This is a genomic window from Chryseobacterium cupriresistens (genome assembly GCF_046614675.1).
GTDB classification, from domain to species: Bacteria; Bacteroidota; Bacteroidia; order Flavobacteriales; family Weeksellaceae; genus Chryseobacterium; species Chryseobacterium cupriresistens.
The window spans coordinates 1-285 of record NZ_JBKKJT010000045.1 but is presented as its reverse complement, the minus strand read 5'-3'; the positions used below and the strand labels follow the sequence as shown (position 1 = coordinate 285).

The 285-nt window shown below is 37.5% G+C and carries 1 pseudogene; it reads left to right on the top strand.

Annotation, left to right across the window (positions count from 1 at the left end):
* Positions 1-285 (top strand): annotated as a pseudogene (locus ACLI50_RS22595) (hypothetical protein); the annotation flags it as partial.

Below are 285 nucleotides of genomic sequence, written 5' to 3'. Positions count from 1 at the left end.
AGATCATCCTTACGATTATAAAGATTTTGAAGGAAACATCCCGGAAGGAAATTATGGAGCCCATAAGCTTTGCCTTATCTGCCAATAAAACCGTTTCAAAGATAGGCACAGGAGAAGCAAAGCCGGTGGGCAGGCTGGAAATTAAAGATTTGGAGATCAAACCTTTTTTAAATCCATTATCCATTAAAAAGATTCCGATGGTGGGAGATAAGACTTTTCAGTTATTATCAAGAATTGGAATCCACAAAAGACACAAAAGTTCCTGGATAACCGTTTTACAGAAGA